Genomic DNA, 26,626 nt, shown 5'->3' with positions numbered 1-26,626 from the left:
ACAGCGCGGATGGGCATCTCGCCGGCGTGAGTCGCAAGATCGCGGCACCAACAAAGAGGGCGCTCCACGGAGCGCCCTCTTTGTTGGTGCCATACCTGGCCACAATGGCTCAGCGGCCCATTGACTCGCCCCTCACTCCGCATCCGGTTGCACACCGGGCGCCGCGCGCGCGAACGCATCAAGCTGCAACGCCTGATCGTGAATGCGATGGATCGTCGGAAAACGCGTCAGGTCGATCTTGAAGCGCTGCGCGTTGAACACCTGCGGCACGAGACACGCATCGGCCACCGTCGGCGTATCGCCGAAGCAGAACTTGCCGGTGCGCGAATCGCTCGCCAGATGCTCTTCGAGCGTCGTGAAACCCGCCTCGACCCAATGCCGGTACCACTCGTCCCTGGTCGCGTCGTCGGCGCCTACCGTGTGCTTCAGATATTTCAGAACGCGCAGATTGTTCACGGGATGGATCTCGCAGGCCACCTGCAGCGCCACCGATCGCACATATGCGCGATCAACCGGCGACTTCGGCAGCAACGGTGGCTCCGGATGCGTTTCCTCCAGATACTCGATGATCGCGAGCGACTGCGTCAAAACGTTGTCGCCATCCACGAGCGTGGGCAGGATCGCATCCGGATTCAGCCGGCGATAAGCCGGCTTGAGCTGCTCGCCGCCATCGCGCAGCAGATGCACCGGCGCATAGTCATACGGCAGCCCCTTCAGATTCAAGGCTATCCGCACGCGATACGCCGCCGAGCTACGAAAATAGCTATAAAGCTTCATATTTGTCTGTCTCCTCCCTGCGGCAGCTTCAGACGACGCGTACGCTGAATTCGCCGAGTCCGTCCACGCCGCCCTTCATCGTGTCGCCCTTCACGACAGCGCCGACGCCTTCGGGCGTGCCAGTGAAAATCAGATCGCCGGGCTGCAGTTCGAACAGCGTCGACAGATACGCAATCGTCTCCGCCACCGACCAGATCAGCTGCGACACATCCGAGCGCTGCTTTTCTTCACCGTTGACGGTGAGCCAGATCGCGCCCTTATCGACTTGTCCAATCTTCGAAACCGGATGGATCGGGCCGAGCGGCGCCGAGTGATCGAAGCCCTTCGCGGTATCCCAGGGGCGGCCCAGCTTCTTCGCTTCAGCCTGCAAATCGCGCCGCGTCATATCGAGCCCGAGCGCGTAGCCATACACATGTTCCAGCGCCTCTCCGACCGGAATGTCTTTGCCCGGCTTGCCGATCGCCGCGACCAGTTCCATTTCGAAGTGGACGTTCTTCGATTGGGCCGGGTACGGAAATTTGCCGGTCTCGCCCGGAGCGACATAGACCACGGCATCCGCGGGCTTGCTGAAGAAAAACGGCGGTTCACGGTCAGGATCGTGCCCCATCTCGCGCGCGTGCGCTTCGTAATTACGGCCCACGCAGTAAATACGACGCACCGCGAATTGATCGCTGGACCCGACGACCGGCACCGCGACTACCGGTGCGGGAGCAAACACGTAACTCATCCCGTTCTCCAATCTTTAGTAAGCGCCGCGAGCGCGGCAATAAAGCATTGAGTTTAACGCGAGGGGGAGCGGGCTGCGCGCGAACCCGGCAGTCCAGAGAGGCCCAGCGGTGGCGCCCGGCATGAGATGAGCCGCTGACGCTTGCAGCCCTGTGTCAACTTGCGGAAACGCCATAGATGCGATACTCACTACAGATACCGCTGCGGGCATATCTGCGAATAGCGCAACCGATCCCGCCGCAGACAACACGAACACCCTTTGAATACCGTGGCCGACGCCGTCAATGCCGCGCCTGGCCACCCAGCCCCACTAAGCCCGATGACCGAATCCGCCGATACCGCCGTCCCCGACTTCCCCTGCGCCCGCTTTATCAAGGAGATTGGCCGCGGCCCGAACGGCGCGCGCGCGCTGACGCCCGAAGACACGCACGCGCTCTATAGCGCGATGCTCGACGGACGCGTCTCCGATCTCGAACTCGGCGCGGTGCTACTGGCGTACCGGGTCAAGGGCGAAACCGCTGACGAGCTCGCCGCGATGCTGGCGGCCGCCCACGCCTCGTTCGAGCCGGTCCAGATTGCACACAGCGCCTACCGGCCGGTTTCCATCCCCAGCTACAACGGCGCGCGCAAGCAGCCGAACCTGGTGCCGCTGCTCGCGCTGCTGCTGGCCCGTGAAGGGGTGCCGGTACTCGTGCACGGCGTCACTGAAGACCCGGGCCGCGTGACCAGCGCCGAGATCTTCACCCATCTGCAGATCGCGCACGCGCAGGACCATGCGCAGATCGAAGACAGCCTCGCCTCGCGCCGCCTTGCCTTTGCGCCGATCACCGCGCTCGCGCCGAAGCTCGCGCGCCTGCTGGCGCTGCGCCGCCGGATGGGCGTGCGCAATTCCACCCACACGCTCGTCAAGATCCTGCAACCGTTCGCGCCGCCCGGGCTGCGGCTCGTGAACTACACGCATCCACCCTATCGTGACGCCCTGACCCAATTGTTCGTCACTCATCCGGATGCGGCCGCAGGCGGTGCGCTGCTCGCACGCGGCACAGAAGGCGAAGCCGTCGCCGATACGCGCCGGCAGGTGCAGATCGACTGGCTGCATGACGGCATCTGCGAAACACGCGTGGCCGCCGAGCGCTCCTCGGCAGACGCCCCCGAAGTCGAGTTGCCCGAAGCACGCGACGCCGCTACCACCGCTGCGTGGATCGATGCCGTACTGCGCGGCGAAGCGCCCGTGCCGAGCGCGATCGAACGGCAGATTGGCGTGATCGCGGAGATCGCCCGAATCTCGGCGTGACGGGCTTCGCGCGGGCGCTACGGCGCCTCGCGCGAGGCTGCGCACCGATCCATTGCGCGCATCCGCGGTTGACACGCGGCGGCCCGCTCGCATACATTTGACCCATGCGTTCCCTTCCGAACACCCTCCGAATTACCTCCGGCCGCCTAGCGCGGCCCCTATCGCTACGTCTAGCGTAAGCCAGGCGTAGCGCCGCGCGTTGGCCGCCCCAGCGGTTCAAAGCCGGTCCTCAAAGTAGTCCCGCAGTTCCGTTGCACCCCAAACCGTAGTTCCTTTTACAACCTGTCAGTCGTTTGTATTCGTCCGTTTACCGTTCGGACGAATCGCGAAGGTCGCATCCGTGGCAACCCGCCAGCCGCTCGAGGCCACGCCCCTTCGCATACGACAGAACGAACGAGGCTCATCATGTTGCGCAATCCCGCTGAAAAATACCGACCGTTCCCTGCCGTCCGTTTGACCGGACGAAAATGGCCCAGCCGCACGATCCAGCAAGCCCCCATCTGGATGGCCACCGACCTGCGCGATGGCAACCAGTCGCTGATCGAGCCCATGAGCATCGCGCAAAAGCTCGAGTTCTTCGAGATGCTGGTCCGGATCGGCTTCAAGGAAATCGAAGTCGGCTTTCCGTCGGCCTCGCAGACCGACTTCGATTTCGTGCGCAAGCTGATCGACGAGAAGCGCGTTCCAGAAGATGTGACGATCCAGGTGCTCGTCCAGTCGCGCGAAGAATTGATCGCGCGCACCTTCGAGGCGCTCGAAGGCGTGCCGCGCGCGATCGTCCACTTGTACAACGCGATCGCACCGGCGTTCCGCAAGATCGTCTTCAACCAGTCGAAAGACGAAGTGAAGGCGCTCGCGGTCGAAGGCACGCGGCTGATCAAGCAGTACGCGCAAGCACGGCCGCAGACGCACTGGATCTACCAGTACTCGCCCGAGACCTTCAGCATGACCGAGCTGCCGTTCGCCCGCGAGGTATGCGACGCGGTCGCCCAGACGTGGCGGCCCACGCGCGATCAGAAGATGATCATTAATCTGCCCGCTACGGTCGAAGCCGCGATGCCGAACGTGTACGCCGATCAGATCGAATGGATGGACCGCAATCTCGGCTACCGGGACAGCATCGTGCTGTCAGTGCATCCTCATAACGATCGCGGCACCGCGGTCGCCGCCGCCGAACTCGCCGTGCTGGCGGGCGCGGATCGCGTCGAAGGGTGTCTCTTCGGGAATGGCGAGCGCACCGGCAATGTCGACCTCGTCACACTGGCGATGAATCTTTACACCCAAGGCATCGACCCAGGCCTCGACTTCTCGAATATCGACGCGGTACGCCGCGTGGTAGAGCGCTGCAACCAGTTGCCGGTGCATCCGCGCCATCCGTATGCGGGCGATCTCGTCTATACGGCGTTCTCGGGATCGCACCAGGACGCGATTCGCAAGGGCTTTGCCCAGCAGAAGCCGGACGCCGTGTGGGAAGTGCCCTATCTGCCGGTCGACCCGGCCGACGTGGGCCGCAGTTATGACGCTGTGATCCGCGTGAACAGCCAGTCGGGCAAAGGTGGCTCGACCTACCTGCTCGAACGCGGCATGGGCTTCACGCCGCCGCGCCGCGTGCAGATCGAGTTCAGCCACGCGGTGCAGGCCGCCACAGATATCAGTGGCGCCGAGATCAGCGGTGAGGCGATCTGTGCGTTGTTCGCCCGCGAGTACTTCGAGACCGCAGGGCCGGCGCAGCGGGTCAACGCTTCAACCGTGCGGTGGGAAGATCGCGACGTCAATGTGGCGGCGGCGAATCGGCCCCGTGGGCCGTCCGAGCCGCAAGACCGGCAACATGCGCCGCACGAGCAACACGCCCGGCGCGTCGCCGCCGCGTTCGCTGCAGTTGCGGGGCAGACGATTGAGGTCATCTCGTTTGAAAACACGCGTACCACCGATGGGCGCACGGCGGTGTTCGTGGGCTGCAGGGTCGGAGAGCACGCGGTCCGTTACGGCGTTGGAGTTAGCCCGGAAGCTGCGACGGCGGTCGTGGATGCCGTTGTCAGCGCGGTGAACCGGGCAATCGGAACAAACGAGGCGGCCGGGACAGATATGGCAGAAGTGGTAAATCCGGCGGCGTGGCAAGAGCGCGACCGTAGAGTCGCGGCCTGACGGCAACCGGCTGCTCAACTCAGACGCAAAAGCAGACAACAACCTTAAGAAAGCGCGGCACGATCTGCCGCGCCTACGAGCACGGGTCGCTCAACCAGCGTCCCGGCGAGAGAAGCCCACCGGCCTCACTCGATCGCGCAACGCGTTGCCTGCCATGCGACCAGCCGCCACTCACCGTCTTCCTGCGCATGCAGTGCCGTATAGGCAATCGGGAACAGCAACGCGCCGTTGTTCGCCTCCATCTCGATGAGCGCTCGCCCCGTGACGATCACACAGGTTTCACGCCCCACCGGCAGCACCTCCTGTGACTGGATCTCGATCTGCCGATAACGACGGCGCCCCGCTGTGATTCCGTCGATGAACTGCCGCTTCGTTTCCCGTTTGCCATTCGTGTGGACATAGCTGACGGTCTCGGAGAGCAGCGAGTCGAGCAACGGTCCGTTGCCATCGACCATCGCTCGAAAGCGGTCGCGCTCGAGCCCACGAATCGCCTCGATCACCTTTGCGGACATTGCTCAGCCCCTTTGCCTCGACGGGCCGACAGCGGCCGCGGTCTTAGAAGTTACGTTGCAAATATAGCTGGCTGAAATTTATACCAGGTTTGGGCTCTTTGATACCGCCGTTCGCGAAGGACGCCAAAACCGGTAGACCGCCAGACGCTGCTGCCGACATACGAAGCCCACCCCCACGTCGGCTGTCGAGGGGACGCAGGAACATTGCGGCGCGGCCGCGATCCAACTTCAATCGCGGTACCCACCGCGCATAAATTGCCCTTGAAAAAGCCGGTCCTGCACCCCATATACCCGAAGCCGCGGGCGCAAGAAACCATAAGAAGAAAGCCGGAATTCAGCAGACCAATACTCGAAAAGGCCGAAAACCGGTGGCAGTCCACCAAGGCGCCCCCATCCAGAGCAAATCCTACGCTCATCCCCGTCAAAGCGTAGAAAGCGTATGATGCTATTGAAAATCAAATTTCAATAGCCAGACGGGAACCATGATACCCCCACATACTCTAAGTATTAGCACTCGGATATTGAGAGTGCTAACATCCACGCTGGAGTCGAAGTTCGACTGAGCTTTTGGCTGATTCCAAAGGAGTTTTCTACGTGAGCAACGCAATGACCCTTCCGAGTACTCTGAGCCCGTCGTCGGCTAAGGCCGCTTCGGCAGGTGCACTGGCGCTCTCGCATTCTTCGCTGCTGCCCGGTCAACTGGGCAATATCGACGCCTACATCCAGGCCGTGAACCGGATTCCGATGCTGACGCCGGCGGAGGAACGACAGTTCGCCACCGAATTTCGCGAGCAGGGTAACCTGGAGTCCGCGCGCCGCCTCGTCCTGTCGCATTTGCGACTGGTGGTGTCGATCGCGCGCAACTATCTGGGCTATGGCCTGCCGCATGCCGACCTGATCCAGGAAGGCAATATCGGCCTGATGAAGGCCGTGAAGCGCTTCGATCCGGAGCAGAACGTGCGTCTCGTGTCGTACGCCATGCACTGGATCAAGGCCGAGATCCACGAATACATCCTGCGCAACTGGCGCATGGTGAAGGTCGCCACCACCAAGGCGCAGCGCAAGCTGTTCTTCAACCTGCGCAGCCACAAGCAAGGCTTGGGCGCGTTCACGCCGGACGAGATCGAAGGTCTCGCCAAGGAACTGAACGTCAAGCGCGAGGAAGTGGCCGAGATGGAAACGCGCCTGTCCGGTGGCGATATCGCCCTGGAAGGTCAGGTGGAGGACGGCGAGGAATCGTACGCGCCGATCGCCTATCTGGCCGATTCGCATAGCGAACCGACCGCCGTGCTGGCAGCACGTCAACGCGACAAGCTGCAAAGCGACGGCATCGCCAGCGCCCTCGAATCGCTGGACGCACGCAGCCGCCGGATTATCGAAGCCCGCTGGCTGCAGGTGCAGGATGACGGTTCGGGTGGTTCGACGCTGCACGACCTGGCAGACGAATTCGGCGTGTCGGCCGAGCGCATTCGCCAGATCGAGGCGAGCGCCATGAAGAAAATGCGCAGCGCATTGAACGAGTACGCTTAACGCAAAATAGGCGGCACTCGGCGCCGTCAGACACTCGCCCGCGCTCTGTAAGACATCAGCCCTGCCCTCGTAAGACGGCGGGGCTTTTTCATTTACCACGTCGCAACCCCACCCCATTTCCTTGACGTAGCGCAAGGTTGCTTGTATTAGTGACGTGGACGGCATGCCTACGCGACCCAATGCCACAGTCGCGAACTTCCTCGCTGCCAGCCCCTATCTTAATATCGTTATGCATTCTCCAAGCCGTCTGCGCGGCCTGGATCCGGCCGGGTAAACCGGTGTGAAGTCGAACCATCGACCGATCATGACCATAACGCTACACGAGAGGACTCCGCCTCGCCCTGCCCTGCGCGCGCGAATCGCCGCCTGGGCACGCGGACCGACCTTCGGGCGAGATATCGCCATCGTGCTTGCCATCAAATTTGCACTCCTGATGGTGCTCAAGTACGCGTTTTTCAATCATCCCATGGCGGAGAACATGTCCATGCCGCCCGCGCTCGTCGCGCAGGCGCTGCTCTCCGCGCCCGCCCCGCATCCGTCTCAAGGTGATCAACATGCCCGGTAGCGAAGTCGTCGACCTCTCGCGTCTCCAGTTTGCGGTGACGGCGCTTTATCACTTTTTGTTCGTACCCCTTACGCTCGGACTGTCCTGGCTGCTTGTCATCATGGAATCCGTCTACGTGATGACCGGCAAGCAGATCTACAAGGACATGACGCAGTTCTGGGGCAAGCTGTTCGGCATCAACTTCGCGATGGGCGTCACCACTGGTCTCACGCTGGAGTTCCAGTTCGGCACCAACTGGTCGTACTACTCCCATTACGTCGGCGATATCTTCGGCGTGCCGCTCGCGGTCGAAGGGCTGATGGCGTTCTTCCTCGAGTCGACCTTCGTCGGCCTGTTCTTCTTCGGCTGGCCACGGTTGTCACGGGTGCAGCATCTGATCGTCACCTTCCTCGTTGCACTGGGTTCGAACCTGTCCGCGTTGTGGATTCTGGTCGCCAACGGCTGGATGAACAATCCGGTCGGCGCCGAGTTCAACTACGAAACCATGCGGATGGAACTGTCGAGCATCTACGCGGTGCTGTTCAATCCCGTTGCACAGGTGAAGTTCGTGCACACGGTTTCCGCCGGCTATGTGACGGCTTCGATGTTCGTGCTCGGCATCTCGTCGTGGTACCTGCTCAAGCGGCGCGACACGGAATTCGCGCTACGCTCGTTCGCGATAGCGGCGGGCTTCGGCCTCGCATCGACGGTCTGCGTGATCGTGCTCGGCGACGAATCCGGCTACCGCACCGGCGAAGTCCAGCAGGTCAAACTCGCCGCCATTGAATCGGAATGGGAGACCGCGCCGGCGCCCGCACCATTCACGATATTTGGCATCCCGAACCAGAAGGAAGAACGGACCGACTATGCGATCCGGATTCCATACGCGCTCGGTATCATCGCGACGCGTTCGCTCGATGAGCCGGTGCTCGGTCTGAAGGATCTGATCGCGCAAAACCAGCTGCGCATCAAGGACGGCATGATTGCGTACGGCGCGCTGCAGCAACTCAAACAAGGCAATGCCACCGACGACGCCAAGGTCGCCTTCGCGCTGCACAAGGACAATCTCGGCTACGCGCTGATGCTCAAGCAGTTCACACCCAACGTCACGGATGCCACGCCGGACCAGATCGCCCAGGCGGCGAAGAAGACGATTCCGCCGGTGTTGCCGGTGTTCTTCTCATTCCGCATGATGGTTGGCCTCGGCATCCTGTTCCTCGTGACCTTCCTGCTCGCATTCTGGTTCTGCGCGCAGCGCTCGCTGCTGCTGGACAAGCGCCGCTGGTTCCTGCGCTGGGCCGTGTGGGCGATTCCATTGCCGTGGCTTGCGGCGGAATTCGGCTGGATCGTCGCCGAACTGGGGCGTCAGCCGTGGACCATTGCCGGCATCCTGCCCACCACGCTCTCGGCTTCGAGTCTGACGGCCTCGGACCTGTACCTGAGCATCGGCGGCTTCGTGGTGTTTTACACGGCGCTGTTTGTGATCGAAATCACGCTGATGTTCAAGTACGCGCGGCTCGGTCCGTCGTCATTGCATACGGGACGGTATCACCATGAGACGCCGCCACAGGGTCAGCCGTCCAAGCCGCTGAGTACCACTGCTGCATGATCGGCCATCAGACTGCGCAAGCTGTCCTGGCTGTGTAAAAGGGAAAAATCATCATGGATTACGCAACCCTCAAAGTGATCTGGTGGGTCCTGATCGGCGTCCTGCTGATCGGCTTCGCCGTTACCGACGGCTTCGATATGGGCACAGCCATCCTGCTGCCGTTCATCGCGAAGACCGACTCCGAGCGGCGCATCGTTGTGAACACCGTCGGCGCGACATGGGAAGGCAACCAGGTCTGGTTCATCACCGCTGGCGGCGCGATGTTCGCGGCATGGCCGCTCGTCTACGCGGCGTCGTTCTCGGGCTTCTACTTCGCGATGCTGCTGGTGTTGTTCTCGCTGTTCTTCCGGCCGGTGGGCTTCGACTACCGCAGCAAACGCGAAGACCCTCGCTGGCGTAGCGCGTGGGACTGGGCGCTGTTTATCGGCGGCTTCGTGCCGGCGCTGGTGATCGGCGTCGCCTTTGGCAACCTCCTGCAAGGCGTGCCGTTCGCATTCGATACCGACCTGCGCGTCACCTATCACGGCAGTTTCTTCGCACTGCTGAATCCGTTCGCCGTGTTGTGCGGGCTTGTCAGCGTGTCGATGCTGGCCGCGCACGGCGCCGCATTTGTGAAGATGAAAACGGATGACGTGATCGCGCGTCGTGCCTCAGTGGCCTTGCGCATCGCGTCGCTCGCTGCTGTGGCGTTGTTCCTGCTCGCTGGCGTGCTGGTGGCGACGTTGATCGGTGGTTATCAGATCGTCGACGCGGCGCCGTTCGATACGGTCGCCAACCCCTTGCTAAAGAGCGTGATCGGCGCACCCGGCCTGTGGCTCACCAACTACTCGACCTACCCGTGGATGGTCGCGGCACCGGTGATCGGCGTGGTGGGCGGCGTTCTGGCGTTGCTGCTCGCGAAGTCACGCTTCGAGAAGAGCGTGTTCATCTGCACCGGCCTGATGATCGTCGGCGTGGTCCTGACGGCTGGCTTTTCGATGTTCCCATTCATCATGCCGTCGTCATTGGATGGACGCAGCAGTCTGACGGTGTGGGACTCGACCTCGAGCCAGATGACGCTGCAGATCATGCTGATCGCGGTGATCATTTTCTTGCCGATCATCCTGATCTATACGAGCTGGGTGTACCGCGTGATGCGCGGCAAGGTGACTGCGGCCGCGCTCGAAGAAAACCGGCATTCGATGTATTGAAGCCTTTATTAGCATGACGCAGCGGAGCCGATTGAAACGGACTCATAGGAGCGAATGATGTGGTATTTCAGCTGGATTCTCGGTATTGGCGTAGCGCTCTCGTTTGGCATTATCAACGTGATGTGGCTTGAATCGAACCGTCCGGGAGAGGCGGCCGCGAAGCGCAAGGCGGATTGAGTAGTAGTGACAGCGCCCGCGTGAATCGCAAACACGGACAGCGGTAAACGAAGAACGGCACCCTTGGGCGCCGTTCTTCGTTTCAGCATCACTCAGTGCAACACAGCAACGCTTGATGCCGCTTCCGCGTTACACGCACGCATCAGGCCGGTTGCGGCGATGCCCCACCGGTTGCGCCTGCCGCCGGCAAACGCGCCGACAATACCTGCGCGTACCGCCGTGCAGCCTCACCAACAACGACGTGAAACGTATCCGCCGAGACCCACGCAACGTCGAGCGCAGCAAGGCGCTGCCGATCCACCGCAGTCGGATCGCTCACCACGACACGTAGACGGGTCGATGCAATCGCATCCAGCGAAACGACGTTGGTCGCACCGCCGAACACGGCGAGCCAGCGAGCCGGATCAGGATCGAGCGGCCCACCATGCGAGCCCGCAACCGGGGCAGCGACCGTAGCTGCCGCAGCAGGCACCACCACTGGCTTCGCTTCGACACTACCACCCTGCGCAATCACAGTCCGGATTTCATCGGCGATGATGTCTGCTTCCGGTCCGATAATCACCTGCACGCTGGTTGCACCGCGCTTCAACACACCACGCGCACCGATAGTCTTGAGATCCGTTTCCGAGACCTTGCTGGGATCGACCACCGACAACCGCAGACGCGTCGTACAGGCATCGACGATAGACAGATTGGCCGCACCGCCCAAAGCAGCGATGTAACGCTGTGCACGCGGCGCGCTCGCAGTAGCAGCCGCTGCCGGCGCAACGAAGCCACCCTTGTCGAACGACCCCACCTGCTCGTCAGCACCGGCAGGTTCGCGACCCGGCGTGGCCATGTTGAACTTGCGGATAAAGAAGCGAAACAAACCGTAGTACACCACCGCGTAGATCACGCCAAGCGGCAGCGCCCACCAGCCGCGCGTCGACAGGCCATAGTTCAGGATGTAGTCGATCAGCCCCGCGGAGAACGTGAAGCCGAGGTGAATCCCGAGCGCCGAACAGATAGCCAGCGAAATGCCGGTCAGCAGCGCGTGAATCACATACAGCACCGGTGCGAGGAACATGAAGCTGAATTCAATCGGCTCGGTCACGCCCGTCAGCAGCGAGGTCAGTGCCATTGAGGCCAGCAGACCGAAGACCATCGCACGGCGTTCCTTCGGTGCCTCGTGATACATCGCGAGGCACGCTGCCGGCAGACCGAACATCATGACCGGGAAGAAACCCGTCATGAAAGTACCCGCGGTCGGATCGCCCGCGAAGAAACGATGCAGGTCGCCCGTCACTGCGGCACCGCCGCCCGGCGGCGTGAAGGAGCCGAACACGAACCACGTCAGCGAGTTCAGGATGTGGTGCAGCCCCGTCACCAGCAGCAAGCGGTTTAGTACGCCGAACACGAAGGCTCCGATCGCACCCGCAGTGGTCAACCAGTGGCCGGCGATATCGATCGCGGCTTGCACCGGTTGCCACACGTAGCCGAGCACAATGCCTATCACCAGACAGGTCACCCCCGTGACAATCGGCACAAAGCGTTTCCCTCCGAAGAACGCGAGGTAATCGGGCAGCTTGATGTCCTTGTACTTGTTGTACAGCATGCCGGCGACGATACCCGCGATAATCCCCGACAGCACACCCATATTGAGCTTGTCGTTGATGTCCTTCATCACCACGGTTTCGACCAGATAACCGATCGCGCCCGCGAGCGCCGCCACGCCGTTGTTGTCCTTCGCGAAGCCGACTGCCACGCCGATTGCAAACAGCAGCGGCAGGTTGTCGAAAATCGCGCCGCCAGCGTCGGCGATCATCTTGATGTTCAGTACGTCACTCTGACCGAGTCGCAGCAACAGCCCTGCGACCGGCAGCACTGCAATCGGCAGCATCAGCGCGCGGCCGAGTCGCTGCACCTTCAAAAACGGATTCCCGTCCATCTATATCTCCAATCCTTCGTCTCTTCGTCGAGTCGTTGCTTTACATGGTTGTCGAGCGAAATTCCGCCGTGGACCATGCAGGGTTCAGTCCAGCGGCCAGGTTTCGCGGCTCACTGCTCTTACCGCCTGCGCCGATTCCAGCGCCAGGACATCCTGGGCGCGTTGTTGGCACAGCTGATAATTGAGGTTGCGCACTCGCGCCTTGATGCCCGGCACCGACACCGGGTCCACGGATAGTTCGGTGACGCCCAGGCCCACGAGCAGCGGCACGGCCAGCGGATCGCCCGCCAATGCGCCGCACACGCCCACCCATTTGCCATGCTTGTTCGCGCCCTGCACGGTAGCTGCGACCAGACGCAGCACCGCCGGATGCAGACCGTCAGCCTGGGCGGCGAGGTCGGCCTGACAGCGATCCATCGCCAGCGTGTACTGGGTCAGATCGTTGGTGCCGATCGACAGGAAGTCCGCGTGTTTCGACAGTTGATCGGCCAGCAGCGCGGCCGACGGTACTTCGATCATCACGCCAACTTCGATCGGATCGGTACGGCCAAGCTCGCGGGCGAAGTCGTCGATGCGCTTGCGCAAATGGATCAGCTCGCCTACGTCGGTCACCATCGGCAGCAGGATGCGCACGGCGCCGAGCGGCTGCACCGCCAGCAGGCCGCGCAGCTGGTCGTCGAGCAGGTCCGGGCGCACCTGCGCGAGACGGATGCCGCGCAGACCCAGCGCCGGGTTCGGTTCGGGCGGCAGCGTCAGATAGTCGACTTCCTTGTCCGCGCCCACATCGAGCGTGCGAATGATCGCGGTGCGCCCGTTCAGTGCGTCGGCAATCGACTGATAGCTTTGACGATGCTCGTCTACCGTTGGTGCGGACGCACGGTGAATGAACAGCAGCTCGGTACGCAGCAGGCCGACTGCGTCGGCACCGTTTTCGACTGCAGTCTTCGCATCTTCGAGCGTGGCGATATTCGCTGCCACTTCGATGGCGCGGCCGTCCGCGGTCATCGCCGCCTGTTGCGACGTGCGGCGGTTCGCTTCGCGTACGTCAGCGAGGCGCGTACGTTCTACGCGGGCACGTTCGACGTCAAGCGCGGTCGGTGCGAATTCGATTCGCCCCGCCGTAGCGTCGACCACAACCTGGGTGCCTTCGGGAATCGTATGCAGCCCATCGCCCACGGCGACGAGCGCGGGAATACCGCTCTGCCGCGCGAGAATCGCGGCGTGCGAGGTCGCGCCGCCGCGCGCCATCACGAGCGCGGTGACACGTGTGCGATCGAGCGATGACAGATCGGACGGGGTGAACTCTTCCGCCACCAGCACCGCTTCATCCGGCAGCGTCCGCGCCGCGTTGTTCGAGTAACCGAGCGCCCGCAGCACGCGCTTTTCGAGGTCACGCAAATCCGCTGCGCGTTCCGCGAGCAGCGCATCGTCGATTTTCGTCAGGACTGCAATCTGTGCGCGGATCGACTCGCGCCATGCAAAGCCGGCGCTCTTGCCGAGGCTGATCAGGTCGCGCGCAGCATCGAGCAACGTCGGATCTTCGAGCAGTACACGGTGTACCGCGAAAATCCCCGCCTCACCATGCGCACCGCGCTGCGAAGCATCACGCACGGTTGAATTCAGTTCAGCGTCGACGGTGGCCAGCGCCTTGTCGAGCAGACGGCTTTCCGCCGCCGATGTGCCGCTCGCAATTTCAGGCGGGTCGAGGTCCGCGTCATCCCATCGCACCAGCTTGCCGACCGCAACGCCAGGCGCCGCGCACACGCCAACAAGCGTGTTCGGCGCGAGTGGCGCGCCACCTGTTTGCGCCACCGGTTGCGGCGTCGGGGAGCTTTGGCGTGCCGGCTTTTCCTCGGCTTCGCCATGCGCTTCGCGCAGCAACTCATGCGCGACTGCTTCCACGGCCGCCGCCGCTTGCGCACCTACACCTAGAATCTCTACCGTAGCGCCCTCGCCCGCGCCCAGGCCGAGCAAACCAACGACACTTTCTATCGGCGCCTTGCGCCCTTCATAACGCACTTCGACGCGCGCATCGAGACCACGTGCCGCTTCACGGGCACGCGCTGCCGGCCGCGCATGCAAACCGCCTGCGTGGACCAAGGTCACCGTCTGACGCGCTTCTTCGGTCACGTTGGTGGCCTGGCGCGAAGCTTCCGCTGCCGCACCGGCGCGCGGACGCAGCAGCAGCAGCGGGGTTTCTCCCGCCTTCAGCATGCCTGCACCGGCGCGCTCGACGATCTCGAACGCGTCCGAGTTCGCAACCGCGATCACCGACACGAGACTCGGTGCATTGCATGCCACCAGGTCCTGATCGAACTCGATCAGCAGGTCGCCGGTATGCACATGCGCACCCTGCACAACCTTCGGCGTAAAACCGCGGCCGTTCAACTCGACCGTGTCGATGCCGATGTGCAGCAGAATCTCCGCGCCATCGGCAGTGGCCAGCGTCAAAGCATGGCCGGTGCGCGCGAGATGCGTGACCACGCCGTCGCACGGCGCGACGAGTTGGCCCACCAGCGGATCTACGCCGATACCGTCGCCGAACATGCCGCCCGAAAACACAGGGTCGGGCACGTTCGCGAGCGGTACGACCGGACCGGTCATGGGCGCAAGCAGAACAATATGGCCTTGGGATGGGCTCATCAAAACGGACTCCTCAACACGACGCATCTGATTACTCGATCAGTGGGTTTCGGTGACTTTGTTCAGATGGCGCGGCGCATCGGGGTTGCGTCCGCGTGCAGCGGCAAGACCTGCGGCCATCACGTAAAAGGAAAGAATCGCGGCGATCGGATCGAGTGCCGCATGGGCCGTCGTGACGAGCGGCAAGGTAGCTTCCGGCACATCTTCCGGCGCGGCCAGCAGCACGCGTGCGCCGCGTGTCTGCATATCGCGCGCGAGCTGGATGAGTCCGGCCTGTTCGGGTCCGCGCGGGGCGAACACGAGCAACGGATAGTCGCGATCGATCAGCTCCATTGGGCCATGACGCACTTCGGCGCTCGAAAACGCTTCGGCCTGGATGCCCGAGGTTTCCTTGAGCTTAAGCGCCGCTTCCTGCGCGATTGCGAGGCCAAGACCACGGCCGATCACGATCATGCGCTCGATGCCACGCAGTTCCTCGACCGCTTTGTTCCAGTCGAGTCTGCCCGCGCTTTGCAGCGCTTCGGGCAAGCCTCCGAGCGCGGCAAGCAATGCATCGTCTTGCTGCCAGTGCGCGACCAGTTGCGCGGAAATGGACAGCATCGCGATATAGCTCTTGGTCGCGGCGACGCTCAACTCGGGACCGGCAACCAGCGGCAGATGCCATTCGCAGGCATCGGCCAGCGGCGATTGCGGCGCGTTCACGGCCGCGACAGTCAGCGCGCCGGCCTCGCGCAGCGCGGCCATCGTGCCCACCAGATCAGGACTCTTGCCGGACTGCGAGAACGCGATAGCAAGCTGATCGCGCACCTTCAGTGGCGCCTGCTGCAGCGTCGCCACGGACATCGGCAGCGAAGCGACCGGCAGTCCAATGCGGCTCATGGTGAGGCTTGCGAAATAACTCGCTGCGTGATCCGAACTACCGCGTGCGACCGTCAGCGCGACATGGCGCGGCTGTTCAGCGAGTCTCGCCGCCAGCGCCTGCACGTGCGACGTATCCGCAAGCTGCGCGGCGACCACCTCAGCGGACGCCAGCGCTTCGTTAAGCATATTCGACAATTGATTCTCCTTCGACGTAAGTCGCGGTCAGTGCCAGTTCGCGATCGAACACGACGATATCGGCCCAGGCACCGCGCGCGAGACGGCCGCGGTCTTCAATGCCGAGATAGTCGGCGGCATAGCGCGACAGACGATTTGAAACGTCGGCCATGGGCAGGCCGAGCGATACCAGATTGCGCAGCGCCTGATCCATCGTCAGGGTGCTGCCGGCAAGCGTGCCGTCGGCAAGACGCACGCCGCCCAGACACTTGGTGACGTGCTGGCTGCCGAGGCGGTATTCGCCGTCAGGCATGCCGGTAGCCGAGGTGCTGTCGGTCACCACGTACACGCGCGGAATCGCCCGCATCGCGGCACGAATTGCGCCCGGGTGAACGTGCAGCAGGTCAGGGATGATCTCCGCGAATTCAGCGTGCGCCAGCGCCGCGCCGACCATGCCGGGATTGCGGTGATGCAGCGGCGACATCGCATTGAACAGGTGTGTGAAGCCACACGCTCCATGTTTGAGCGCCGCGACCGCATCGTCGTACGTGCCGAGCGAATGGCCGAGCTGCACGCGCACGCCGCGCGCGGCGATTTCGGAAATGATGTCCATGTGGCCGGAGATTTCCGGCGCGATCGTGACGACGCGAATCGGCGCAATCGACAGGTACTTCAGCACTTCGTCGAGCACTGCGGACACAGCGGCGTCCGGCTGCGCACCGAGCTTGCCCGGATTGATATACGGTCCTTCAAGGTGCACGCCGAGCACGCGCGAGCAACCGGGCGTACGCACACGGGCCACGTCGCCCAGGTTTGCTACCACGTTCATCAGCTCTTCGCGCGGCGCGGTCATCGTCGTGGCAAGGAGGCTCGTGGTGCCGAAGCGGGCATGCGTGCGCGTGATCGTGTCGATCGCGTCGCCCGCTTCCATCACGTCGGCGCCGCCGCCGCCATGCACGTGCAGATCGATAAAGCCCGGCAAAATGTAGGGCGCGTCGTTGGTGGACGGATCGACCCGCTCACCTGTGAGCGACGTGATACGGCCGTTTTCGTATTCGAGCGTGCCGTGAATCCACCCATCGGTGGTGAGTATGTTTCCGGTCAGCATGAGTCTCTCTGATAATACGTAGTGCGATACGTTTCTGATCCGCGCCGTTCAGCGTTGCGCGAGGGCCGCGCCGTTATTGCGTCCTTATTGACGCAGTTCGGCGACAAAGTCGTAGTAGTCGTCCCGGCAGTAGGTGTCCGTCAATTCAATCGCCCGCTGGTCGGCGCTATAGCCGATACGTGTGATCACCAGCAGCGCCGAGCGCGGTTCGATGTCCATCAGCGAGGCAATCTCGCTCGTCGCGTTGACGGCCCGAAAGTGCTGCAGCGCGCGCACGACTGCCATGCCACGCTGCTCCAGATAGCTGTACAGCGACACGCCGATCGCCTGCGGGTCCGGCACGATCGCGGCCGGCAGCGCCGAATGTTCCACCGCCATCACGATGCCGTCCGCGCGCCGCAGACGCCGCAGACTCGTCACCGCTGCACCCGGCGACAGGCCGAGGTGCACCAGCTCGTCGCGGTTCGCGGCGCGAATGCCGCGTTCGAGCCAGACCGAGTCGGGACGAAAGCCCCGCTGCTGCATCTTTTTCGTGAAGCCGGTGAGCCGCGACAGTGGATCTTCGACGCGCGGCGTAATGAAACTGCCCGCACCCGGCGAGCGGCGGATTAGCCCCTGTTCAACCAGCAATTCGATCGCCTTGCGTGCGGTAATACGCGACACGCCGATCGCATCCGACAGCGTACGCTCCGACGGTAACGCCTCACCCGCCGACCAGACGCCACAGTGGATGGCCGTCGCCAGGTTGCGCGCGAGCTGCAGATAGAGCGGCGTGACGTTGCGGGCGTCAGGCATCAATGCGGACCAGCGTGTTTCCATGGGCTCAGGTGGGTCGAAAGGAAGAGCGTGGGCTTCGAAGAGAGAGCCCATTATATAACCACCATAATACCAGTCAATCGAGTTGTTCCATACCGGTCCGATCGCCGTCAAACCTTTGACAGTAAAGGGAATCCGGCAGATTGCGACAGGCTTACCGGGCGTTTCCGGTGATCGGTATTTACCCGTATTCGAGATATCTTGAGGGTCTATAGAGAACCACTGGTTCGCTACCGAACGGATCGCGCTACTTCGCATGCGTACTTTTGTAATACCAATCGCCGTGGCCGGTTAGAGTGTACGTTTTACCGCTTTTTACGCAGTTTTTAGATAGGATGTCATCCAATAGGTTTGTTGTCTGACACCTTCAAGGACTTCCGGGAGCCGTACGTTGACCGATTCCGCAGCGCTGCGGCGCGTTGAGGCCGTCCGCCATTTCAACCGCTTCTACACGAAGCATATCGGTGCGTTGCACGAGCGTCTGCAAAAGAGCCCGTACTCGCTGACCGAAGTGCGTGTGCTGCATGAACTGGCGCGCGGGCGCGCGCAAACCGCCACGGTGCTGGCGCGCAATCTCGGACTCGACAGCGGTTATCTAAGCCGCCTGCTCACCAGCTTCGAACGCCGCAATCTGCTCACACGGCGTCCATCGGAGAGCGACGCGCGGCAGTCGTTAATCGCGCTCACCGACCAGGGGTACGCCGCCTACGAACCGCTCGACGTCGCCGCCATCGAAGAAGTCATGTCGGCACTGGAACGCCTCGCGGAAAGCTCGCAGGAAGAGTTGATCGGCGCGATGAAGCTCGTCGAGCGACTGCTCGACGAGCAGCCGCGCCGCGGCGTCGTGACGCTACGGGCGCCGCGCGCAGGCGAATATGGCTGGCTCGTGCACCGGCAAGCCCTCTTGTTTGCAAGCGAACACGGCTGGGATCAGACTTTCGAAGGCTTGCTTGCTGGCATCGTCGCTGACTTCACCCAGCATCACGATCCGGTGCGTGAGATGTGCTGGATCGTCGAACAGGACAATGCGATCGTCGGCGCGGCGATGGTGGCAGGCGTATCGGCCACGGTGGCACGGATCAGGATGCTGTATATCGAGCCCGACATGCGCCGGCTCGGCATCGGCACGCAACTGGTCGACGAGTGTGTGCGCTTCGCCAGGCGTGCGGGCTACACCCGGCTCACACTGGCCACGGTCACGACGCTCGAACAATCCCGGCGGCTCTGCGAGCGTGCCGGTTTTGTGTGCGCCGACGTGGCGCCGGAGATGCGCTTCGGTCATGAGTTGACGGTCGAACGCTGGGAGCGCGATCTGTAGGTGCGCCGAACGAAGCGCAATATGAACCTCAATGCGAAGCCCAATAAAAAAGCGCCATGGTCTCCCATGGCGCTTTGCGTTGCGGCGCTTCGTCGTGGCTGCAGCGTGCTTAGAACGACGGCACCACCGAACCCTTGAACTGGGTTTTGATGAACTGGCGCACGTCATCCGACTGATAAGCCGCGACCAGCTTTTTAACCCACGGCTTGTCCTTGTCCTGGGTGCGCACGGCGATCAGATTCGCGTACGGGCTATGGATGTCCTCGAGCGCGATCGCATCTTTAGTCGGCTGCAGGCCGCCGGCAAGCGCGTAGTTCGTGTTGATCGCAGCAGCGTCCAGGTCGGACAGCGAGCGCGGCAACTGCGCGGCGTCCAGTTCAACCAGCTTCACTTTCTTCGGATTCTCGGCGACGTCGAGCGGCGTGGCGCTGTTACCGTTCGTGCCGGCGCCAGCCTTCAGCTTGATCACGCCTTGCGCCTGCAACAGCAGCAGTGCTCGGTTCTCGTTGGACGGATCGTTAGGTACTGCGACCTTCGCACCTTGCGGCAGGTCCTTCAGCGATTTGAACTTCTTCGAATAGATGCCGAGCGGGGAAATGTAGGTCAGGCCCGCGCTGACGATCTTGTAGCCACGCTGCTTGACCTGGCTATCGAGGTAGGGCTGGTGCTGGAAGCTGTTGGCGTCCAGATCGCCTGCGTCGAGAGCGGCGTTCGGCTGGACGTAATCGTTGAATTCGATGACCTTCACGTTGAGGCCTTCGCGCTGCGCCACTTTCTGGACCACCGCCCAGATTTGTGCGTCGGGACCGCTGATGGTGCCGACCTTGATGACCTTGTCGTCGGCGTGAGCGCCGACGCTTGTGACGAGAGCTGCGGAGGCGACAACTGCGGAGAGGGCTTTGAGGATGTTTCTGCGCTGCATGTAAATCTCGCTATTTCTGATCGATGTCAGATTCGGGTGAACGGCTGGCGGCGCAATACGCGCGCCATCAGCTGGGTCGCGAATGGTCTCATAGGCTCTGCGAGAAGTGAAATACCGCTATCGCATATGGGTATGCGGACGAACGGACGACAGATGGGCCTACGCCTTAACCAAGCAGTAGCTTGATGTCGTGCACCCAAGGTTCGGCACCCTGGCCATCGCGGGCGAACAGTCGCAGCTTGCCGTCCGGATCGAAGACATAGCTGGCAGCCGTATGGTCCATCGTGTAACTGTCCGGCGTCTTGCCCGGCACCTTCGCGTAGTACACGCGGAAGTCTTTTGTCACCTTGGTGAGTTGCGCCTGATCGGCCGGGCGCAAGCCGACAAAGGTCGGATTGAAGGCCGGCACATACTGCGACATCACGGTTGAAGTGTCGCGATCGGGATCGACGGTGACGAACAGCACCTGGACGCGGCTCGCGTCTGTGGGGCCCAACTGCTGCAGTGCCTGCGCGAGTTCGGCCATGGTCGTCGGACAGACGTCCGGACAGTGCGTGTAGCCGAAGAACAGCACCACGACCTTGCCCTTGTAGTCCTCGAGCGTGCGCGTCTTGCCGCTGGCATCGGGCAACGAGAAGTCCGTACCGAATTGCGTGTTGCCGGTAATGTCGAGATTCTCGAACGAGGGGGCGGGTTTGCCGCAGCCTGAGGCCAGGATCGCGCCACCGAGCGCACAGGCCATCAAGGCAGCACGCGCGAGACGCGCAAACCGGTTTGTGAGCATGGTGTTACGCGCCGATCAGGACACGTGCATAGTGATCGATCAACAGCGCGGCGAACAGCAGCGACAGGTAGATGATCGAGTAACGGAACAACTGACGCGCGAGCGTATCGGAGTACTCCCGATAGATCTTCCACGCGTAGGCGAGGAACACGGCACCGAGCAGCACCGCCGCCACCAGATACACGATCCCGCTCATGCCCGAGATAAACGGCATCAGCGCGACCGCGAACAGGATCACCGAGTACAACAAGATATGCAGCCGCGTGTACTGTTCGCCGTGAGTGTTCGGCAGCATTGGCAAACCGGCGCTTTCGTAATCCTTGCGGCGATACAGCGCGAGCGCCCAGAAATGCGGCGGCGTCCAGACAAAGATGATCAGCACGAGAATCCATGCGTCGCCCGGCACATGCCCCGTGACCGCTGCCCAGCCAAGCGCAGGCGGCATGGCGCCCGAAGCGCCCCCGATCACGATGTTCTGCGGCGTAGCAGGCTTGAGCAGCAGCGTATAGACGACCGCGTAGCCGACGAAAGTGGCAATGGTGAGCCACATCGTCAACGGATTGGCGAACGTATAGAGCGTCCACATGCCGAGCCCGCCGAGCACGGCGGAAAACAGCAGGATCTGTGGGGTGGTGATTTCGCCGCGGGCAGACGGGCGCCACGACGTACGGCGCATCTTCGCGTCGATCTTCTGTTCGACGAGGCAGTTGATGGCGAACGCGGCACCGGCCAGCAGCCAGATACCGACGGTGCCGCCGATCAGCACCGTCCACGGCACCATACCGGGCGTGGAGAGGAACATACCAATGACAGCGCAGAACACAGCAAGCTGCGTGACACGCGGCTTGGTGAGCGCGATGTATTGGGAGATCCGGCTACCGGGGGTCTGGGAAAGAGTTGTGCTGTCCATGTGGGGTCACGCTGGCGCGGCATCGCGCGCAGGCAACGCGGCGCGGCCGGGACGGCTAGAAGCGATTCGAAAGTTTAGCATAACGAGCAGGAGCAGCAGGATCGCGGCGCCCCCGTTATGGGCGACTGCAATCGGCAACGGCCATTGCAGGACGATGTTGGAGAGGCCCGTGAGGAACTGGATCAGCACTACCAGCAGCACGCCGTCAGCGGGCCGCCGCAGCGATTCGAAGCGACGCACCTTCAGCGCAAACCACAGCAGATAGGCGATCACGACGATGGCGAAGGTCCGATGGGTCCAGTGGATCGCCACCAGTGCATCCTGGGTGATCATTTCACCGTCGCCCGTCATGCCCAGCGCGCGCCATAGGTGAAAGCCGTGCGCGAAATCCATCGGCGGGATCCATTGACCGTTGCAGGTCGGGAAATCTGTGCAGGCGAGCACCGCGTAGTTCGTACTGACCCAACCGCCGAGCGCGATCTGCACGACCAGCAGTGCCAACCCCGCGAGCGCCGCCGCGCGCCACTGCGCGGCCTCGGGCTCATAGGCCGGCAGCGGCGTCTGGCGCGCCGCCAGCCAGCCCAGCATACCGAGCAAGGCGAGGCCTAGCAGCAGGTGCGTCGTCACGATCACCGGTTGCAGTTTGAGCGTCACGGTCCACGCGCCGAACACACCCTGCACGAGAATCAGCAGCAGCAACGACGTCGGCCACCACGGCGAAACGTGCAGCGGACGGCGCTTGATGCGCGCGACCCAGGCGATCAGCATCTGCGCAACGATCAGCACGCCGATCGCCATGGCGAAATAGCGGTGGATCATTTCGATCCAGGCCTTTGTCATACTGACAGGCCCGGTAGGCATAGCCTGGTTAGCGGCGGCGATAGCAGCGTGAGCGATAAACGGCGAGGACGTCCCATAGCAACCCGGCCAGTCAGGACAGCCGAGACCGGAGTCCGTCAGGCGCGTGAAGCCGCCGAACATCACCAGGTCCAGCGTCAGGAAAGTGGTGACCCACACCAGCTTGCGGAATTTATTGTCGTCGGCCTTGACCCATATATAGGACAGCGGCAACAACGCAATGCACAAGCCGATCAGGCCCAGTTGCAATACGAACATCTCTCTACCTTCTCGCTGGAAACATAGCGGCCAATGGTGCTACAGACCGTCCGATTCGAGGTACACCCGGCCGTGCGATAAAACGCCGCATCAGCCGATGCTCGACCACTTCAGCAGCTTCGTGATGTCGCCCTTGATCTTGCTCGGGTTCGGATCTTTCGGGAAACGCATCATCAGATTGCCGTTCGGGTCGACCACGAAAATGTGATCGGTCAGCGTCGTGCCGGTGTCAACGGGCAGCCATGAAGCCAGTGCGGCCGGATCGGCGATCAGCTTGCGCGTGTCCGGATAGGCTTTCTGGATCACGTCAGACACGTTGCCCGCGTCTGTGCGCAGCCATACCTCGACCACCCGCTCGCGCTCCGGCCCCTGGGTTGCGCGTATCTGGCGCATGAAATACAGCTTGGTCGCGCAGGCCTTGTCGCACGCGCTGTTGTCGATCGAAACCATGAGCCATTTGCCACGCAGCGACGTGAGCTTCACCGGCTTGCCGTCTTCCCCGGTCACGACCAGTTCATCGGGAATCGGCCGCTGCGGTTCGATCAGCGCGCCGTAGCTGGTGGTGCCGCCGGTCGGCTTGATGACGTAGTACGTGAAGTACGAGCCAATCACGGGCGCGGCACACACGAGCGCGATCAGCAGCATCATCCAGCGGCCGCGTTGCCATGAACCGTTGGCGCGCGGCTGGCCAGGCGTGACCGCAGGACGAGCAGCGGATTTGCCGGCTTGCGGCGAACGGGGAGTTTGCGTCGACACTACCGAACCTCTTTCAATGATTGCGCGGCGCGAGCGGTCAAGCTGCTGGCCGCGTGCGATGCATTTATCTGCAAGACACAGCTTACGCGCTGGGCGCGTGCTCTTTCTTCGCGGCGCGCCGCGCGGCATACAAACCGAACGCGACCGCCGCGATGGCCATGCCCCACCATTGGAGCATATAGCCGTAGTTGCGTTCGACGTCGGTATCCGGTGCGGGCCAGTCGCGCACGAGCTTGTCGCCATCGTCGCTCAACTGCTGGATCACAAACGGCTGCAGCGGTAGACCAGTCTCCGCGGCATAAGCGCCCACGTCGAGATTCTGCCGGATCGACTGATGCGGGGCCGATCCGCCCTGCCCTAGTTCGAACGCGCGGGTCGCATCGGCCCGCGCAATACCTTCGATCTCGATCTGCCCCGGCGGCGTGACATACGGCTCGATCGCGGTGCGGTCATTGATGTTGCGCGGCAACCAGCCGCGATTGACCAGCACGTAGCCACCATCAGCGAGTTTAAAGGGCATCACGACGTAAAAGCCCGGTTGATCGTTATACGGGCGATTGTCGAGATAGACCACCTTGTCGGCGACGAAACTGCCACGCGCGCGCACCCGGTGAAACTCGATGTCTTTCAGTGCCAGCGGAGCGCTGCTGATCGGCTCGGCCGGCGCGTTTTCGAACTGCGTGATGTGGGCCTGCAGCGTCTCTTTCTGATGCGCGCGGTCACGCTGCCAGAACCCCAGCCGCACCGTCACCGCTACGACGATCAGAATCAGCAGCGCGGGCAACCAGCGGATCTTCATCGCGCGTGCTCCGACGGTGCACGCGGCGCAACGCACGGTGCGATAATAGCCATATTGCCTTCGCGCTCCTGAATTTCAGCTGATTTCATGCACATTCTCGTTCCCATCGCCTTTGCCCTGATCATCGCCAGCATGGCCTCGGCGCTGTACTTCATGGTGCACGACAAGGGCAAGACGAAACGCATGGTCTGGTCGCTGGCTACTCGCGTGGGCCTGTCGATCTCGCTGTTCCTGTTCATCCTGTTCGCTCACTGGATGGGCTGGATTCAGTCGACCGGTATTCCTTACGGCCGCTAGGCCGGGTGCGCGCAAACTTCACCTCTACGCGTACCACGCAACAACTCCGCGCCATAAACAAAACGCCGCCCTGACAGGGTCGAGGGCGGCGCTGCGTCAGTCCGGCATACTACTTGGTGGCTTCGCGATCTGCAGCGAATCCGGCAATTCAAATGCCCACGTGTCCGGTGTCAAAAACCCAGTAAAAAATACTACGCGCGGGCCGGCAAGCTTTACAGCCAGTACACGACAACGTACAGCCCGAGCCACACCACGTCCACAAAGTGCCAGTACCAGGCCGCGCCTTCGAACGCGAAGTGGTGATCCGCCGTGAAGTGGCCGCGAATCACGCGCACCAGTACGACCGTCAGCATCGTGCCGCCGAGGAACACGTGGAAGCCGTGGAAACCGGTCAGCAGGAAGAAGGTCGAGCCATACACGCCGGAAGACAGCGTCAGGTTCAGTTCGTTATACGCGTGGTAGTACTCGAAGCCCTGCAGGAACAGGAAGCACAGACCCAGCAGGACAGTCGCGGCCAGCCAGGCGATCGTCTTGTTGCGATGGTTCTCACGCAGCGCATGGTGAGCCACGGTCAGCGTCGCGCCCGACGAGAGCAGCAGCGCCGTGTTGATGGTCGGCACCGGCCACGGTTGCATCGACTTGAAATTCGACACCAGCGCTGCCGGACCGTTGTTCGGCCACACAGCCGAGAAATCCGGCCAGATCAGCTTGTAGTCAAGGCTGCCCAGTTGATGCAAGGCAATTTCGCGAGCGTAAAACAGTGCGCCGAAAAATGCGCCAAAGAACATGACTTCGGAGAAGATGAACCAGCTCATGCTCCAGCGGTACGACTTGTCGACGTTCTTGCCGTACATGCCGCCTTCGGACTCGGAGATCGCGTCGCCGAACCAGTGCCACAACGTGTAGAGCAACCACAGCAAGCCAGCGAGCACCGTCAGAGGCGCCCAGCTCTCGCCGTTGATCCACGCCGCAAGCGATGACAGCATGACCAGCAGCCCGATGGCCGCGCTGATCGGATGCCGCGACGGATGCGGTACGAAGTAGTACGGGCTCTCGTTTTGACCGCTCATTCTTGATTCTCCACTTCAGTCCAGTTGTTCCGCTTGACCCGGTTTAGTCCGGCTGTCTCTTCGGCGATGCGTCGATACCGCATCGCTTCACTCTAATTTCGGAGCCATCTTTGGCCCGGTGTTGCCGACTTATCCCACCACCGCACGGACGACGAAAATCAGTATGGCGATAAAGATGGCCGCGCCAATCAAGGCGGCTGCCAGCACGTGCAAGGGGTTGAGCTGCGCTGCGTCCGATTCCAGATCGCGCCGCTTGCGCACGCCGAAAAACGCCCAGAAGACAGCCTTCATCGACTGTCCAAAGCTGCTCTTTCCAGTGCTGCTGCCGTCGCGTTTACCGCCGTTGTCGCTCATTACCGTCATCTTCCTTCGCCTACGACAACGATCGTCTTCAGGAGAAGAAGCTCCGCTTGACGAAGATACCCACGAAAAACGCGGCGGCTATAGCGAACATGATCAAACCGAGCCGCAAGTTGCCCGCGCGGATTTGCTCGGGCGTACGTCTTTGTATGGGATTCCGGGTCATGCTGGAGTTTCTCGACACATCACTGATAAGGAACACCGCTCTACCACGCTACGACTCTACCGCTTCGCTGCACCCGGTCCGGCTTGCGCCGGGAC

26 protein-coding genes and 1 pseudogene are annotated in these 26,626 nt (G+C 62.3%); 9 read left to right on the top strand and 18 right to left on the bottom strand.

Annotated features, from left to right (window positions below):
* Positions 1-132: 132 nt before the first annotated feature.
* Both maiA and P3T24_RS19055 read right to left on the bottom strand, forming a co-directional pair.
* Positions 133-777: a maleylacetoacetate isomerase gene (maiA, locus tag P3T24_RS19060; protein ID WP_429436840.1), complete on the bottom strand. Its 645-nt coding sequence runs from the start codon at positions 775-777 to the stop codon at positions 133-135.
* Between the two features lie 28 nt (positions 778-805).
* Entirely contained in the window at positions 806-1,504 is a 699-nt protein-coding gene (locus tag P3T24_RS19055; RefSeq protein ID WP_429436838.1) for a fumarylacetoacetate hydrolase family protein, read from the bottom strand.
* A 318-nt stretch (positions 1,505-1,822) separates the two neighbouring features.
* On the opposite strand from P3T24_RS19055, the gene ybiB reads away from it, so the two are divergent.
* Both ybiB and leuA read left to right on the top strand, forming a co-directional pair.
* Positions 1,823-2,797 carry a DNA-binding protein YbiB gene (ybiB, locus tag P3T24_RS19050; protein ID WP_429436960.1) on the top strand — a complete coding sequence of 325 codons (975 nt, stop codon included), beginning with the start codon at positions 1,823-1,825 and terminating at the stop codon, positions 2,795-2,797.
* Positions 2,798-3,202: 405 nt separating this feature from the next.
* Positions 3,203-4,942, top strand: coding sequence for a 2-isopropylmalate synthase (leuA, locus tag P3T24_RS19045; protein ID WP_429436836.1), 1,740 nt, complete (start codon positions 3,203-3,205; stop codon positions 4,940-4,942).
* Positions 4,943-5,067: 125 nt separating this feature from the next.
* On the opposite strand, the gene P3T24_RS19040 is transcribed toward leuA, so the two are convergent.
* Both P3T24_RS19040 and P3T24_RS19035 read right to left on the bottom strand, forming a co-directional pair.
* A complete protein-coding gene (locus P3T24_RS19040) occupies positions 5,068-5,454 on the bottom strand; it encodes a nuclear transport factor 2 family protein (protein ID WP_074263282.1) in 387 nt (128 codons plus the stop codon).
* A 43-nt stretch (positions 5,455-5,497) separates the two neighbouring features.
* Positions 5,498-5,637: pseudogene (locus P3T24_RS19035) on the bottom strand (acyloxyacyl hydrolase); the annotation flags it as partial.
* Positions 5,638-6,048: 411 nt separating this feature from the next.
* On the opposite strand from P3T24_RS19035, the gene rpoH reads away from it, so the two are divergent.
* The 5 genes from rpoH (at position 6,049) to cydX (ending at position 10,504) form a co-directional block, all read left to right on the top strand.
* The gene (rpoH, locus tag P3T24_RS19030) at positions 6,049-6,984 is read left to right on the top strand and encodes an RNA polymerase sigma factor RpoH (protein ID WP_074263281.1); all 936 of its coding nucleotides are present in this window, start codon (positions 6,049-6,051) and stop codon (positions 6,982-6,984) included.
* A gap of 304 nt (positions 6,985-7,288) precedes the next feature.
* Positions 7,289-7,549: a cytochrome oxidase putative small subunit CydP gene (gene cydP / locus P3T24_RS19025; RefSeq protein WP_074263280.1), complete on the top strand. Its 261-nt coding sequence runs from the start codon at positions 7,289-7,291 to the stop codon at positions 7,547-7,549.
* A complete protein-coding gene (locus tag P3T24_RS19020; protein WP_429436834.1) occupies positions 7,539-9,137 on the top strand; it encodes a cytochrome ubiquinol oxidase subunit I in 1,599 nt (532 codons plus the stop codon). Before cydP ends, P3T24_RS19020 begins: the two co-directional genes overlap by 11 nt.
* 53 nt (positions 9,138-9,190) lie before the next feature.
* Complete coding sequence (cydB, locus tag P3T24_RS19015; RefSeq protein ID WP_429436832.1) at positions 9,191-10,327, top strand: cytochrome d ubiquinol oxidase subunit II; 1,137 nt, start codon at positions 9,191-9,193, stop codon at positions 10,325-10,327.
* 57 nt (positions 10,328-10,384) lie between these two features.
* Complete coding sequence (gene cydX / locus P3T24_RS19010) at positions 10,385-10,504, top strand: cytochrome bd-I oxidase subunit CydX (RefSeq protein ID WP_074263277.1); 120 nt, start codon at positions 10,385-10,387, stop codon at positions 10,502-10,504.
* A 142-nt stretch (positions 10,505-10,646) separates the two neighbouring features.
* Here cydX and nagE read toward each other — a convergent pair whose 3' ends face one another.
* The 5 genes from nagE to P3T24_RS18985 all read right to left on the bottom strand — a co-directional run bounded on the left by nagE (position 10,647) and on the right by P3T24_RS18985 (position 18,036).
* On the bottom strand, positions 10,647-12,431 hold the full coding sequence (nagE, locus tag P3T24_RS19005) for an N-acetylglucosamine-specific PTS transporter subunit IIBC (RefSeq protein ID WP_429436829.1): 1,785 nt from the start codon (positions 12,429-12,431) through the stop codon (positions 10,647-10,649).
* Between the two features lie 84 nt (positions 12,432-12,515).
* Positions 12,516-15,074: a phosphoenolpyruvate--protein phosphotransferase gene (ptsP, locus tag P3T24_RS19000; protein ID WP_429436826.1), complete on the bottom strand. Its 2,559-nt coding sequence runs from the start codon at positions 15,072-15,074 to the stop codon at positions 12,516-12,518.
* A 39-nt stretch (positions 15,075-15,113) separates the two neighbouring features.
* The gene (locus P3T24_RS18995; protein WP_429436958.1) at positions 15,114-16,121 is read right to left on the bottom strand and encodes an SIS domain-containing protein; all 1,008 of its coding nucleotides are present in this window, start codon (positions 16,119-16,121) and stop codon (positions 15,114-15,116) included.
* Positions 16,114-17,217, bottom strand: a complete 1,104-nt coding sequence (gene nagA, locus P3T24_RS18990; protein ID WP_429436823.1) for an N-acetylglucosamine-6-phosphate deacetylase — start codon at positions 17,215-17,217, stop codon at positions 16,114-16,116. The genes P3T24_RS18995 and nagA overlap by 8 nt, the downstream gene beginning before the upstream one ends.
* 84 nt (positions 17,218-17,301) lie before the next feature.
* Complete coding sequence (locus P3T24_RS18985; RefSeq protein WP_074263272.1) at positions 17,302-18,036, bottom strand: GntR family transcriptional regulator; 735 nt, start codon at positions 18,034-18,036, stop codon at positions 17,302-17,304.
* A gap of 388 nt (positions 18,037-18,424) precedes the next feature.
* On the opposite strand from P3T24_RS18985, the gene P3T24_RS18980 reads away from it, so the two are divergent.
* Positions 18,425-19,351 (top strand): bifunctional helix-turn-helix transcriptional regulator/GNAT family N-acetyltransferase, encoded by a 927-nt coding sequence (locus P3T24_RS18980; protein WP_429286755.1) that lies wholly within the window; start codon positions 18,425-18,427, stop codon positions 19,349-19,351.
* Positions 19,352-19,460: 109 nt separating this feature from the next.
* Here the strand turns inward: P3T24_RS18980 and P3T24_RS18975 are convergent, their stop codons facing one another.
* From P3T24_RS18975 to P3T24_RS18950, 6 genes are all read right to left on the bottom strand, one after another.
* Positions 19,461-20,273, bottom strand: coding sequence for a MetQ/NlpA family ABC transporter substrate-binding protein (locus tag P3T24_RS18975; RefSeq protein WP_429436820.1), 813 nt, complete (start codon positions 20,271-20,273; stop codon positions 19,461-19,463).
* Between the two features lie 166 nt (positions 20,274-20,439).
* Positions 20,440-21,057: an SCO family protein gene (locus P3T24_RS18970; protein WP_429436818.1), complete on the bottom strand. Its 618-nt coding sequence runs from the start codon at positions 21,055-21,057 to the stop codon at positions 20,440-20,442.
* 4 nt (positions 21,058-21,061) lie between these two features.
* Positions 21,062-21,967, bottom strand: coding sequence for a heme o synthase (gene cyoE, locus P3T24_RS18965; protein ID WP_074263268.1), 906 nt, complete (start codon positions 21,965-21,967; stop codon positions 21,062-21,064).
* 6 nt (positions 21,968-21,973) lie between these two features.
* Entirely contained in the window at positions 21,974-23,083 is a 1,110-nt protein-coding gene (locus P3T24_RS18960; protein WP_429407032.1) for a COX15/CtaA family protein, read from the bottom strand.
* Between the two features lie 90 nt (positions 23,084-23,173).
* Entirely contained in the window at positions 23,174-23,839 is a 666-nt protein-coding gene (locus tag P3T24_RS18955; RefSeq protein WP_429407030.1) for an SCO family protein, read from the bottom strand.
* 82 nt (positions 23,840-23,921) lie between these two features.
* The gene (locus tag P3T24_RS18950) at positions 23,922-24,638 is read right to left on the bottom strand and encodes an SURF1 family protein (protein WP_429436815.1); all 717 of its coding nucleotides are present in this window, start codon (positions 24,636-24,638) and stop codon (positions 23,922-23,924) included.
* Positions 24,639-24,725: 87 nt separating this feature from the next.
* Here P3T24_RS18950 and P3T24_RS18945 point away from each other — a divergent pair, with 87 nt between their 5' ends.
* Entirely contained in the window at positions 24,726-24,935 is a 210-nt protein-coding gene (locus P3T24_RS18945) for a twin transmembrane helix small protein (RefSeq protein WP_074263265.1), read from the top strand.
* Between the two features lie 212 nt (positions 24,936-25,147).
* On the opposite strand, the gene P3T24_RS18940 is transcribed toward P3T24_RS18945, so the two are convergent.
* The 3 genes from P3T24_RS18940 to P3T24_RS18930 all read right to left on the bottom strand — a co-directional run bounded on the left by P3T24_RS18940 (position 25,148) and on the right by P3T24_RS18930 (position 26,531).
* Positions 25,148-26,005: a cytochrome c oxidase subunit 3 gene (locus tag P3T24_RS18940; protein ID WP_074263264.1), complete on the bottom strand. Its 858-nt coding sequence runs from the start codon at positions 26,003-26,005 to the stop codon at positions 25,148-25,150.
* A gap of 129 nt (positions 26,006-26,134) precedes the next feature.
* Entirely contained in the window at positions 26,135-26,359 is a 225-nt protein-coding gene (locus P3T24_RS18935; protein ID WP_074263263.1) for a DUF2970 domain-containing protein, read from the bottom strand.
* 37 nt (positions 26,360-26,396) lie between these two features.
* Positions 26,397-26,531 (bottom strand): cytochrome oxidase small assembly protein, encoded by a 135-nt coding sequence (locus P3T24_RS18930; RefSeq protein ID WP_217272797.1) that lies wholly within the window; start codon positions 26,529-26,531, stop codon positions 26,397-26,399.
* Positions 26,532-26,626 lie beyond the last annotated feature (95 nt).

This window comes from Paraburkholderia sp. GAS33, assembly GCF_050436645.1.
GTDB classification, from domain to species: domain Bacteria; phylum Pseudomonadota; class Gammaproteobacteria; order Burkholderiales; family Burkholderiaceae; genus Paraburkholderia; species Paraburkholderia phenazinium_B.
Note: the sequence above shows the minus strand (reverse complement) of the source record. Positions and strands in the feature narration are given on the sequence as shown.

Excerpts from the sequence above, each read along its gene's own strand:
- maiA (WP_429436840.1), bottom strand. The coding sequence starts at position 777 with ATGAAGCTTTATAGCTATTTTCGTAGCTCGGCGGCGTATCGCGTGCGG.
- P3T24_RS18985 (WP_074263272.1), bottom strand. The coding sequence starts at position 18,036 with ATGGAAACACGCTGGTCCGCATTGATGCCTGACGCCCGCAACGTCACG.
- cydP (WP_074263280.1), top strand. The coding sequence starts at position 7,289 with ATGACCATAACGCTACACGAGAGGACTCCGCCTCGCCCTGCCCTGCGC.
- P3T24_RS19055 (WP_429436838.1), bottom strand. The coding sequence starts at position 1,504 with ATGAGTTACGTGTTTGCTCCCGCACCGGTAGTCGCGGTGCCGGTCGTC.
- cydB (WP_429436832.1), top strand. The coding sequence starts at position 9,191 with ATGGATTACGCAACCCTCAAAGTGATCTGGTGGGTCCTGATCGGCGTC.
- cydX (WP_074263277.1), top strand. The coding sequence starts at position 10,385 with ATGTGGTATTTCAGCTGGATTCTCGGTATTGGCGTAGCGCTCTCGTTT.
- cyoE (WP_074263268.1), bottom strand. The coding sequence starts at position 21,967 with ATGGACAGCACAACTCTTTCCCAGACCCCCGGTAGCCGGATCTCCCAA.
- nagA (WP_429436823.1), bottom strand. The coding sequence starts at position 17,217 with ATGCTGACCGGAAACATACTCACCACCGATGGGTGGATTCACGGCACG.
- P3T24_RS18950 (WP_429436815.1), bottom strand. The coding sequence starts at position 24,638 with ATGAAGATCCGCTGGTTGCCCGCGCTGCTGATTCTGATCGTCGTAGCG.
- P3T24_RS19040 (WP_074263282.1), bottom strand. The coding sequence starts at position 5,454 with ATGTCCGCAAAGGTGATCGAGGCGATTCGTGGGCTCGAGCGCGACCGC.
- P3T24_RS18970 (WP_429436818.1), bottom strand. The coding sequence starts at position 21,057 with ATGCTCACAAACCGGTTTGCGCGTCTCGCGCGTGCTGCCTTGATGGCC.
- nagE (WP_429436829.1), bottom strand. The coding sequence starts at position 12,431 with ATGGACGGGAATCCGTTTTTGAAGGTGCAGCGACTCGGCCGCGCGCTG.
- P3T24_RS18945 (WP_074263265.1), top strand. The coding sequence starts at position 24,726 with ATGCACATTCTCGTTCCCATCGCCTTTGCCCTGATCATCGCCAGCATG.
- P3T24_RS18975 (WP_429436820.1), bottom strand. The coding sequence starts at position 20,273 with ATGCAGCGCAGAAACATCCTCAAAGCCCTCTCCGCAGTTGTCGCCTCC.
- P3T24_RS18935 (WP_074263263.1), bottom strand. The coding sequence starts at position 26,359 with ATGAGCGACAACGGCGGTAAACGCGACGGCAGCAGCACTGGAAAGAGC.
- ptsP (WP_429436826.1), bottom strand. The coding sequence starts at position 15,074 with ATGAGCCCATCCCAAGGCCATATTGTTCTGCTTGCGCCCATGACCGGT.
- P3T24_RS18960 (WP_429407032.1), bottom strand. The coding sequence starts at position 23,083 with ATGTTCGTATTGCAACTGGGCCTGATCGGCTTGTGCATTGCGTTGTTG.
- P3T24_RS19020 (WP_429436834.1), top strand. The coding sequence starts at position 7,539 with ATGCCCGGTAGCGAAGTCGTCGACCTCTCGCGTCTCCAGTTTGCGGTG.
- leuA (WP_429436836.1), top strand. The coding sequence starts at position 3,203 with ATGTTGCGCAATCCCGCTGAAAAATACCGACCGTTCCCTGCCGTCCGT.
- P3T24_RS18940 (WP_074263264.1), bottom strand. The coding sequence starts at position 26,005 with ATGAGCGGTCAAAACGAGAGCCCGTACTACTTCGTACCGCATCCGTCG.
- P3T24_RS18930 (WP_217272797.1), bottom strand. The coding sequence starts at position 26,531 with ATGACCCGGAATCCCATACAAAGACGTACGCCCGAGCAAATCCGCGCG.
- ybiB (WP_429436960.1), top strand. The coding sequence starts at position 1,823 with ATGACCGAATCCGCCGATACCGCCGTCCCCGACTTCCCCTGCGCCCGC.
- P3T24_RS18995 (WP_429436958.1), bottom strand. The coding sequence starts at position 16,121 with ATGCTTAACGAAGCGCTGGCGTCCGCTGAGGTGGTCGCCGCGCAGCTT.